The following is a 10,382-nucleotide window of genomic DNA, read 5'->3' on the forward strand; positions in this document are numbered from 1 at the left end:
ATGGTGCCTGACACCCTAGGGGTTATGAATTTAATGCATTGTTTAAATCCTCAATGAGGTCTTCTGCGTCTTCTAGGCCCACTGAGATTCTTACTAGGCCATCTGTGATTCCAAGTTCTGCTCTGCGTTCTGCTGGTATGGAAGCATGTGTCATTCTTGCTGGAACTGATATCAAGCTTTCAACTGCTCNNTATTTGACCTTACTTAGTAATTTGTCAGCATTTTCGGCACTTCCAACATCAAATGAAACCATACCGCCAAAACCTCTTGTTTGCTTTTTAGCGATTTGATGATTTGGATGTGTTTCAAGTCCAGGGTAATAAACTTTTTTCACATTTTCGTGCCCTTGTAAAAATTCAACAATAGCTTTTGTATTAGCTTCCATCTCTTCCAAGCGAACCCCTAATGTTCGAATGCCCCGGATTAACAGATAGGAATCTTGTGGACCTAAGATCCCTCCGGTCGAATTTTGAACAAAATGAAGATCTTCCGCTAGCTTTTCACTATTCACTACCGCTAAACCTGCTACGACATCACTGTGCCCGCCTAGATATTTTGTGGCACTATGCACAACGATATCCGCACCAAGTTCGATCGGATTTTGCCAATAAGGTGTCGAAAAAGTGTTATCGACAATCGTTAATAGGTTATGCTCTTTCGCAAGCTTCGCTACTGCCTCAATATCGGTAATCTTTAGAAGCGGGTTTGTAGGTGTTTCTAAATGGATCGCTTTCGTACTTGGTCTAATGGCACTTAAGATATTTTCTGGTTTACTTGTATCAACAAAAGTAGAATCAATTCCTAGGCGATTCAATACTTTGGTCATAACACGGAACGAGCCGCCGTACACATCATCTGTTAAAATCACATGATCTCCACTGTTAAACAGCATCATCACTGCTGTCATTGCTGCCATTCCAGAGCCAAAAGCAAATCCTGCTTTGCCTCCTTCAAGCTCTTTGATCAATTCCTCAAGCGCATGCCTTGTTGGATTTCCAGTACGTGAATACTCATATCCCTTGTGTCCACCGACACCTTCTTGTTTATACGTACTTACTTGATATATCGGAAAGGTTACCGCTCCTGTTGCTGGGTCATTACTTATGCCGCCATGAATCAATTGTGTTTTTCTTTTCAAGCTAAATTCCTCCTTCAAAAATCTTCTTGCTTAAGTATCGTTCACTTCCGTCAGGGAAGATAATCACAATATTTGTGCCCGGCTTGGCCGTCTCTGCCTCTTTAAGTGCAGCATGAAAAGCCGCACCCGAAGAACTGCCCACTAGTAAGCCTTCCTTCATAGCTAATTCCTTTACAAGTCCAAAAGCAGACTTATCCGGTACGGTATGAATCGCATCAAAGTAGGCTGGATCCATATATCCTGGCAAAAATTCCATTCCAATTCCTTCAGTCTTATGGGGACCTGATTCTCCACCGTTTAAAATAGATCCCTCCGGCTCAACAATGACCGTTTTCACTGCTTGCTTTTGATCCTTTAAGTAACGAGCAGTCCCCATAAAGGTCCCGCCTGTTCCTGCTCCGGCAACAAAGATATCAATTTGACCGTCCATTTGATCCCAGAGTTCCGGGCCAAGTGTTTTATAATATGTTTCCGGATTGGCAGGGTTGCCAAATTGCTGAGGATAATATGAACCAGGGATTTCCTTCAGAAGCTGTTCAGCCTTGGCAATAGCACCTTTCATCCCCTGCTCAGTAGGAGTGTGAACGATTTTTGCTCCCAGTGCTTTCATTAAATCTTGCTTTTCTATGCTAAACTTCTCAGGTACACAAAGAATCACCTGTACTCCTTTGTTTATAGCAGCAAGCGCTAAACCAATCCCGGTATTCCCAGCAGTGGGCTCAATTACGGTTCCACCAGGCTTCAATTTTCCAGTAGTAAACGCTTCCTGTAATAACTCGATTCCAAGGCGGTCTTTTACGCTGCCACCTGGATTCATAAATTCCAATTTTGCAAAAAGACGAACGCCTTCAGGTACTTGAAATGTTGAAATCTCGACAATCGGTGTATGCCCAATTAGATCATGTACATTTTTGTAAACCTTCATGTCTTCACCTCTATGATCGTAAAGCTGCCACCATTTTCATCACAAGCGTTGCAGAATTAGTTGCCGCTTTATCAATAAATTGATCAAACGAAAGTTCGGATTCTTTTCCTGCAATATCTGAAAGGGAGCGAATAATCACGAAAGGAACACCAAATCGATGGGCTACTTGCGCGATCGCAGCTGCTTCCATTTCGACAGCTTGCAGGTCTTTAAATTTCGAACGGACAAAATCAACGCGGACCGGGTCTTCCATAAATGAATCACCTGTGACAATTAGCCCTTTGACGATTTGGAAATTATCTAGTTCTTGTGCGGCTGTTTCGGCAGCCGATATTAATTTTTCATCTGCAATAAATGCAGCTGGAAGCTGCGGTACTTGACCATATTCATATCCAAATGCGGTTACATCTACATCATGGTGTCGGACCTCTGTTGAAATCACCGCATCCCCTACATTTAGTGACGGATTAAAGCCACCTGCAGAGCCGGTATTGATGATGCAATCAGGCATATATTTTTCAAGCAGAATAGTAGTTGACATAGCTGCATTAACTTTACCAATCCCAGAACGAAGCAATATGACATCCGCCCCATGCATTTTCCCAAAAGTAAATTCACATCCGGCGATGGATTCCTGTCTTTGATTGTCGATATTGTCTCTAAGTAACGTAACTTCTTCTTCCATTGCTCCGATGATTGCAATTTTCATACTTTGACCTCTTTCTCAATTATTTACGCCCTCAAATAACCATGTTGCTGAAGGTCGTAACAATTTCTGCTTATAATCTTCCTCGGATTCATATATCGTATCCGCAAACCCTATTCTACCTCTTTTGCAAAAAGCATGCCACAAAGAGCTGACTTCCTCTCTTGTATCCACGTCTGGATTGAATAACCAATCCTATAAGTATACTATGGATTAGAGAAAAACCTGTTCCCAACTTATCATAATTAACAAGGTTCTACACAATTTTTATTGAGAGTATGCACGGAAAAGGCTAAAATATTAGCTAGTAGGAAGGTGATTTAATGAATTTTCAATTTGACCTAATTGAGGATAAAGTAGAGTTTTTCGAAGCCACTAATCTAAAGACCTTGCAGAAAAAGATAGAATCTCAAATTGACGAAAATCGAGCAATACTGCTGTCTGTTCATTCCGTATCCCACCAAATGCATGTGATAGAAAATGGTCAAACATACTTTACCGCAGTCGTCCATTTTAAAAAGAAGTAAATCCATGCAAAAAACCTCTCGTTATGATCGAGAGGTTTTTCAATATCATTACTGGTTAATTTCAGCAAGATCTTCTACCTTTGTTGGTTTCCAGCCTTGGCCATCAACCCACTGAATATATACATTGTACTTTTGTTGTTTATCCTTTGAAGCAACTGTTGCAAACGATCCATTTGTTGTCGATCTATCTCTTCCCAGCCAATACACGGTCATATTACCTTGGTCTAAACCAGTAGCATAAGAAATGGCATTCAACATTTCTTGCCAGTCAACAGATGATTGATCATAAACAGCTGTATGCTCGCCTGCTTGCGTTGTGCCAACTGGTTGCCATGATGGATTCTCGGTGACTTTTGTCACATTACCATTCCCGGTTCCTTCTGTTACCACTTCCTGAGATTTATCGGCTTCCTCTGGTACCGATGCTTCATCCGTTGTTTTAGAATCCTCTGTGGCTGCAGTCTCTTCACTTTGTTGATCATCTTCGGCTGCAGCATCAGTGACACTGTCATCTTCAGTAGAGGTGACTTCTTCTGTCTTTTTTTGCTCTGTTTCCTTTGTTTCTTTTTGCTCTGTTTTAGTGGTTTCTTTTTTCGGTGAAGCATTGTCATTTCCAGTTGCAAAAATATTGTATGCCACAAAAATTATGAGCAGGAGCACAACGATGATTAAACTATTTAAGACGATATTGGTCTTTTTTCTTTTCGCACGATAACCTGAACGTGAAGTAGTCAATTTTATTCCCTCCTAAAATAAATATACAGTGGCTCATCATGGTACTGGAGCCATCATTTATAGACTCTCAATATTCTAACATGATTTTAAGAGAACTTGAAGGAAAAACCTTTTCCTATTGCATCCCATGATCTTTTTTATACAATATTTTAACCATATCAGCAAATAACAAATTAACCCCGCCTTCCGAATCGACGACATCCAAATTCACTGCAACAAGGACATATTTGGGATTTTCATAAGGGAAATAACCTGCGAACCATTTATTATGGAGCTGCTGCCCAGCCTGAAATTTTCCTGTTTCTGCCGTACCTGATTTCCCTGCTACTTCGTAGGGTAAGTCCTTAAACCATCTTCCCGTTCCGTTAGGGTTCAATACTACTTCACGCAGTAATCTTTGTAGTTTCATCGCGGTATAGGGGGAGATGTGATCACCCTTTAGGTTCTCTTTTGGAAAATCAACCATCGTAGTCCCGTTCTTATACTCTATTTTTGAAACGGCTCTAACCATTGTCTTTTCTCCACCTCTTGCGATGGTTGCCATCATATTTGCGACAGCTAGCGGGGTTGCCCGCACCTCATGCTGTCCAATTCCAGACATTGCGGCGAAATTTGCATCCTTTCTCGCGTCATCAGAAAGAAACACTCTGCCTTTATCTTCATCAGCAAGTTGCTTGAAGTCATTTGTATGATAAATATCCCCTTGCCACCCTACCGAACCAATGAGCGACAATTTTGCGGCATAATCTTCTAGGAGATTCGGATTCATTTTTTGTAATTCAGATGCTAGTTCACCGAATGTCCGATTACAGCTTCTCGCAAAGCTATTTGTAAAATCCAACATTCCATAATTATATTTTAATTCAGGTTTTCCATTGATTTTTTTACTACAATCAAACAAACGCGTAGCATTATCAAGCCCATGATCAATGGCAGCGGCTGCGACAACCGTTTTGAAAACGGAGCCCATGATCTGCTGCTTTAACATCATATTTGTCATTCCACTACCATTGTATGGGTCATTTTTATTGATAGTAGGCCTCGAAACAAGGGAGAGGATACTATTATCCTGAATATTAAGGAGAACGAGGCCCCCTTTTTTGATTTGATACTGGTCAACTAAATCCTCCGCTTTTTGCTGCAGAGTCTTATCAAGGGTTGTCCGAATATTAACTGGATAAAAAGGATTGGCAGGATCGACATATTTAACATTAATACCAAACAGCGGTGCTCCGCCTCCATCGACGTGATAAACGAGCTTTGACTTTCCTTCAGGGATAAGGAACTCGTCAAAGCTTTCCTCCAGCCCTGACACACCAATCAATGTTTTCTCCGCTAATTCCTTATCCGGATAACGTTTTTTTAATTCATTTTCATTTTCTCCTGTTAGCCCAATCAATTGTTCTGCTGGAATTTCTGATCGCTCAAACTTCTTCTCAATCGCAAATACTCCAGGAATTTTTAATCCATTGATTCGAACCTTTTGTGAAGTGGTAAGTTCATATGGTTCAGGGTCGCCATAGGCAAATGGCTTTTTTGCCCCATCGACAGCATGTTTAAGAACATGTACTGGAATACCAGAAATGGATGAAACCTTGTCAGCATCCCAGTCCATCTTTTTTAAAAAAGGAAAAAGAACTAGAACTGACACTTTTTTATGCGTAAGCATGGTACCGTTCCGGTCTAAAAAATTTCCTCTCCCATTATCAATAACTAGTTCTTGTGTCCTTTGTTTCACACTTTCTTCTAGTAAATTTACGTTATGTTTAGAAAAGGTCTCCGTCTCTATTAACTGAATTTGCATTAATCGTCCTAAAAGTAACAGAAACCCGGTAATAGAAATAATGAGCCACCCAATAGCTCGTTTTCGCCACATAAAAAACACCTCGTCAAAAGTTTTGACGAGGTTTACTTATTTCAATCAATGATTCACATGAAAGACCAAAAATAGTTATACGTACAATTATTTAATACTTACAATTCGAACGCTCATTTCACCGCCAGGGGTTTGAACGGACACTTGATCGCCTACTTTTTTACCTAATAGGCTTTTGGCGATTGGTGAGTCATTTGAGATTTTCCCTTCAAATGGATCAGCTTCAGCGCTTCCAACAATGGAATACGTTTCTTCATCCCCATCTGGCAGTTCAACAAACGTAACTTGACTACCTAATGTAACAGAGTCACTAGCCATAGCAGCCTCTGCAATAATTTTGGCATTGCGGATCATATTTTCTAAAGTTGTAATACGTCCTTCAACAAAAGCCTGTTCTTCTTTCGCGGAATCGTACTCAGAGTTTTCAGATAAATCTCCGAAACTTCTCGCAATTTTAATTCTTTCGACCACTTCTTTACGTTTCACTGATTTTAAGTATTCAAGTTCTTGGATAAGTTTTTCTTTACCTGCTTGCGTCATCGGAAATACTTTCTCTGTAGCCAAAACCCTCACTCCTTCTAGTCCTTAAGAATTGTGTATGTACTTTATGTAATACTATGCTATTCAGCACAATAGATAGTAGCGCGTCCTCTTTTAAAAGGGCGCGCGACAGAATTATTTCTCCAGTCTGAATTTATAATTTTAGACTATTCTTTTGCTATTGTTTCATAAAAATGACTTTTGTTCAAGAATTGTTTGAATTTTTGTGACCATTAAATCGATTGCCACATGGTTATGGCCGCCTTCAGGGATAATGATATCTGCATATCGCTTAGTTGGCTCGATAAATTGATTATGCATAGGACGCACAACATTGAGATATTGCTCTATAACGGAATCAAATGTCCGCCCGCGCTCGCTAATATCGCGAGTCAAACGGCGGATGATTCGTAAATCTGGATCTGTATCGACGTACAATTTAATGTCCATTAAATTCCGGAGCCGTTCGTCCTCAAGTACTAGGATTCCCTCCAAAATGATAACATCCTTCGGTGCCACAGGGATGACCTTGTCTGAACGTGTATGAATGGAATAGTCATAAACAGGTTTTTCGATTGTTTCATATCGTAAAAGTTTTTCAATATGTTCAATCAGTAAATCATTATCAAAAGCCAGTGGATGATCATAATTGGTTTTCAATCGTTCCTCATATGGTAAATTACTCTGGTCCTTATAATAATAATCCTGTTCAAGTACTAAAATGGAATGATCTTTCAACGTTTCATAAATGGATTTTGTTACACTGGTTTTTCCGGAGCCGGAGCCGCCGGTTACACCAATAACAACCGGTTTGCGGGTCATGCTAGTTCTCCTTTCGCATCATGTTGTTAGGGTAGACCGGTTTGTCCAATTTAAATTGTACAATTTGAAGTGGATGTCTTGCTGCATCCAGTTCATTACCTTTTTCATCCCATATTTTATCAATTACATGTGTAAAGTTTTGAATTTCTGGTCCAAAAAATTCGACTTCTTCACCAGGTTTAAAATGGTTGCGCTGCTGGAGTGTAACCATTTGAGTTTCATGATTATAATCTAATACAAGACCTACAAATTCAAAATTTGTCTTCTTGCTATGATTACCAAACATTTGCTCTTTATACCCAGGAACACCTTCAAAAAATGCTGGTGCTGTTTCACGATTCGCACACTTATCAAGCTCTGTTAACCATTCCTTTTTAATGACAAAGTTCTCAGGATCGGCGCAATAGGCATCGATTACCTTACGATAAACGCTGACAACTGTTGCAATATAATGGATTGATTTCATCCGGCCTTCAATTTTTAAACTATCGATACCTAGTTCAATCATTTGCGGAATAGCTTGAATTAAGTTAAGATCTTTCGGACTCATTGCAAATGGAGCGTCTCCTTCTTCATAAAGAGCCACTTCTGTATTGCTGCCTTCAAGTTGGTAAAGATCATAATCCCAGCGGCATGATTGACAGCAGCCACCACGGTTAGAATCCCTTGCCGTCATATGGTTGCTTAATGTGCAACGGCCAGAATAAGCGATACACATTGCACCATGAATAAAGGTTTCAATCTCCACATCAACTTTTTCTTTCATTTCTTTAATTTCTTCAGCACTTACCTCGCGTGCTAAAACAACGCGTTCTGCCCCGGCCTCTTTCCAGAACTGGGCTGCTTTCCAGTTAGAAAGTGATTGCTGTGTACTAATATGAATTTCAATCTCTGGTGCAAGACGGCGGCAGGTTTCAATAATTAACGGGTCTGCAACAATAATTCCTGCAATCCCTGTTTCCTTCAAGCCAAGGATATACTCCTCTAAACCATCCATATTTTCATTATGGGCAAAAATATTGGTCGTTACATAAATCTTTGCCCCATATTCTCTCGCAAACTCTACCCCTTCTTTCATTTCTTCGAAGGTAAAGTTATCAGCATTAGATCGAAGTCCATATTCCTGTCCACCAATAAACACGGCATCTGCACCATAATGGACAGCAATTTTTAATTTTTCAAGATTTCCAGCTGGAGCAAGGAGTTCCGGCTTCTTAACAATGACACGTTTTCCGTCGATAATTTCAGAAATCTTATCTTTAACTGTATTCATAGTTGAACCCCTCCTTAATAAACTGTCTCTTTGAAAAAGAATCCTGTATCTAATAAACGATTTTCCGGCTGAATGGCTTCAATTTCAGCTAATAGTTCGTCCTTTTTATCTTCATAAGCATCTGGATCTTCGCTGAACAAATCAATCGCAGCACGGTAAGCCTTAGTAACAGCAAGAATATATTCTGAGCTTTTTAAAATCCCATCTATTTTAAATGAGTTTACTCCCGCTTCAAGCATCTCTTGCAGTTCATCAATGATACACATATCATTTGGACTCATGATATGTGTTCCATTTTCATCTTCAAAAATAGGATATTTATTTTCACGTTCTTTATCATGCAGGAACATGTTTTTTCCCATTTTTCGATTTTCGATTTCCAATACTTTTCCTTGGTATTCGTAATAATTCCCTAATAAGGAGCGTTTGGATTGGAACATACAGCTCATCCCATGAACTTGAACTTCGATTTCCACTTCTGCATTTTCTTTCGTTTCAATAATAGCGTCCATGTTGATTTCTCGTGCTAAGACCGCTCTTTTGGCACCTTTTTTACCCCAATAGTTGCATGTAAACCAGTTGGTACCAGTTGTCTCAGTACTCCAATGCATTTTCATATCTGGTGCAATTTCTCTTACGGTCATTAATACGGCCGGATCACCGAAAATAATCGCATCTGCCTTAGCGTCCGAGACAAATTTAATATAATCATCCAATTCATCCATTTTCTCATTATGAAAAATAGCATTCATGGCCACATAAACTTTTTTACCTTTTGAATGTGCTAGTTCAATAGCCTTTTGAACATCTTGACGAGTAAATTCTCCAGCAAGTCGTAAGCCGTAGCGTTGTTCACCGACCACAAACGCATCTGCACCTGCATCAATTAATGGCAAGATATCATTGACTGTCAAAGGAGTTACAAGTAATTCTGGTTTTTTCATTTTCTCTCACCTCTTCTTTTGCTTATAGCAACCCCATCCCCTACGGGTAGAATGACAGAATCATAATCAGGATGGCTCATTAACCAGTGGTTAAATTCATCAATTTTTTTAACGAGATTACGAATTCTCTTGGTTTCAATTTCCTGTTCTGCAACCAAACCTTTAAATAAAACATTATCCGTAATGATCATGCCATCATCTTTTAGATATTTAGCATACATCTCGAAAAACTTTTTATATTGACCTTTTGCAGCATCTATAAAAATGGCGTCGAATAAGGCATGTTCTTTAACAATATCTTCAACTTCAAGCGCATCACCTTTAATTAAAGTAATTTGATGACTGTGCTCCGAACGTTGAATAAATTGTTCAGCCGCCTCTATCCGTTCAAGATCACGTTCGATTGTAACAATATGGGCATGTGGCAGCGCATTGGCCATACGTAATGCTGAATAACCAATCGCTGTTCCGACCTCAAGAATTCGATCTGAACGGTGAATCCGCAATAATTGAAGCATGGTTTCTATGCCCGACAGTTCCATAATAGGGACATGATGCACACTCGCATAATTCTCCATTTCTGTTAATAACGGATTTCGCTCAGAAATAAGACCTTCAATATAAGAATGCAGCTTTTCATTTAACAAGCTGCCCTCACCTCTATCCTTAAATAAGAATTGCATCGAAGATAGCAATTCTCTAAGTAAAATACTTTTATTATCTCTAACCAAAATGGTCTTTAGACATGAAAAAATAGCGTTCACAGTAATCTTTAGCATTAACGGGCAATTTCCCCATCATCATGCATTCCAAGCAACAGCTGCTTAGGTTACCTCTACTGTGAGTTACGCTATGGATCATTTATTAAGGCTCTTTTCGTAAACTTTGTTACTTTT

The 10,382-nt window shown here is 39.5% G+C and carries 11 protein-coding genes; 1 reads left to right on the forward strand and 10 read right to left on the reverse strand.

The window, feature by feature from the left end; translation table 11 throughout:
• Positions 1–22: 22 nt before the first annotated feature.
• The 3 genes from V7137_RS12215 to mtnN are packed head-to-tail and all read right to left on the reverse strand — an operon-like array spanning position 23 to position 2,772.
• A complete protein-coding gene (locus V7137_RS12215) occupies positions 23–1,138 on the reverse strand; it encodes a bifunctional cystathionine gamma-lyase/homocysteine desulfhydrase (RefSeq protein WP_335698343.1) in 1,116 nt (371 codons plus the stop codon).
• Between the two features lies 1 nt (position 1,139).
• The gene (locus tag V7137_RS12220) at positions 1,140–2,063 is read right to left on the reverse strand and encodes a PLP-dependent cysteine synthase family protein (protein ID WP_335698344.1); all 924 of its coding nucleotides are present in this window, start codon (positions 2,061–2,063) and stop codon (positions 1,140–1,142) included.
• Positions 2,064–2,073: 10 nt separating this feature from the next.
• Positions 2,074–2,772, reverse strand: a complete 699-nt coding sequence (mtnN, locus tag V7137_RS12225; protein ID WP_335698345.1) for a 5'-methylthioadenosine/S-adenosylhomocysteine nucleosidase — start codon at positions 2,770–2,772, stop codon at positions 2,074–2,076.
• A 320-nt stretch (positions 2,773–3,092) separates the two neighbouring features.
• On the opposite strand from mtnN, the gene V7137_RS12230 reads away from it, so the two are divergent.
• Positions 3,093–3,296: a DUF2536 family protein gene (locus V7137_RS12230; RefSeq protein ID WP_218347749.1), complete on the forward strand. Its 204-nt coding sequence runs from the start codon at positions 3,093–3,095 to the stop codon at positions 3,294–3,296.
• 48 nt (positions 3,297–3,344) lie between these two features.
• On the opposite strand, the gene V7137_RS12235 is transcribed toward V7137_RS12230, so the two are convergent.
• The 7 genes from V7137_RS12235 to V7137_RS12265 all read right to left on the reverse strand — a co-directional run bounded on the left by V7137_RS12235 (position 3,345) and on the right by V7137_RS12265 (position 10,133).
• Positions 3,345–4,031, reverse strand: coding sequence for a YrrS family protein (locus tag V7137_RS12235; protein WP_335698346.1), 687 nt, complete (start codon positions 4,029–4,031; stop codon positions 3,345–3,347).
• Between the two features lie 115 nt (positions 4,032–4,146).
• Positions 4,147–5,907 carry a peptidoglycan D,D-transpeptidase FtsI family protein gene (locus tag V7137_RS12240; RefSeq protein ID WP_335698347.1) on the reverse strand — a complete coding sequence of 587 codons (1,761 nt, stop codon included), beginning with the start codon at positions 5,905–5,907 and terminating at the stop codon, positions 4,147–4,149.
• An 87-nt stretch (positions 5,908–5,994) separates the two neighbouring features.
• Positions 5,995–6,471, reverse strand: coding sequence for a transcription elongation factor GreA (gene greA / locus V7137_RS12245; RefSeq protein ID WP_218347752.1), 477 nt, complete (start codon positions 6,469–6,471; stop codon positions 5,995–5,997).
• A gap of 162 nt (positions 6,472–6,633) precedes the next feature.
• Entirely contained in the window at positions 6,634–7,269 is a 636-nt protein-coding gene (gene udk / locus V7137_RS12250) for a uridine kinase (RefSeq protein WP_335698348.1), read from the reverse strand.
• Between the two features lies 1 nt (position 7,270).
• Positions 7,271–8,542 (reverse strand): peptidase U32 family protein, encoded by a 1,272-nt coding sequence (locus V7137_RS12255; RefSeq protein ID WP_335698349.1) that lies wholly within the window; start codon positions 8,540–8,542, stop codon positions 7,271–7,273.
• Positions 8,543–8,556: 14 nt separating this feature from the next.
• Entirely contained in the window at positions 8,557–9,486 is a 930-nt protein-coding gene (locus V7137_RS12260) for a peptidase U32 family protein (RefSeq protein ID WP_335698350.1), read from the reverse strand.
• Positions 9,483–10,133: an O-methyltransferase gene (locus V7137_RS12265; RefSeq protein ID WP_335698359.1), complete on the reverse strand. Its 651-nt coding sequence runs from the start codon at positions 10,131–10,133 to the stop codon at positions 9,483–9,485. The genes V7137_RS12260 and V7137_RS12265 overlap by 4 nt, the downstream gene beginning before the upstream one ends.
• Between the last annotated feature and the right edge of the window lie 249 nt (positions 10,134–10,382).

It is taken from the genome of Neobacillus drentensis (genome assembly GCF_036962765.1).
GTDB lineage: Bacteria > Bacillota > Bacilli > Bacillales > Cytobacillaceae > Neobacillus > Neobacillus drentensis_C.

Excerpts from the sequence above, each read along its gene's own strand:
- V7137_RS12220 (WP_335698344.1), bottom strand. The coding sequence starts at position 2,063 with ATGAAGGTTTACAAAAATGTACATGATCTAATTGGGCATACACCGATT.
- mtnN (WP_335698345.1), bottom strand. The coding sequence starts at position 2,772 with ATGAAAATTGCAATCATCGGAGCAATGGAAGAAGAAGTTACGTTACTT.
- V7137_RS12230 (WP_218347749.1), top strand. The coding sequence starts at position 3,093 with ATGAATTTTCAATTTGACCTAATTGAGGATAAAGTAGAGTTTTTCGAA.
- V7137_RS12240 (WP_335698347.1), bottom strand. The coding sequence starts at position 5,907 with ATGTGGCGAAAACGAGCTATTGGGTGGCTCATTATTTCTATTACCGGG.
- udk (WP_335698348.1), bottom strand. The coding sequence starts at position 7,269 with ATGACCCGCAAACCGGTTGTTATTGGTGTAACCGGCGGCTCCGGCTCC.
- V7137_RS12255 (WP_335698349.1), bottom strand. The coding sequence starts at position 8,542 with ATGAATACAGTTAAAGATAAGATTTCTGAAATTATCGACGGAAAACGT.
- V7137_RS12260 (WP_335698350.1), bottom strand. The coding sequence starts at position 9,486 with ATGAAAAAACCAGAATTACTTGTAACTCCTTTGACAGTCAATGATATC.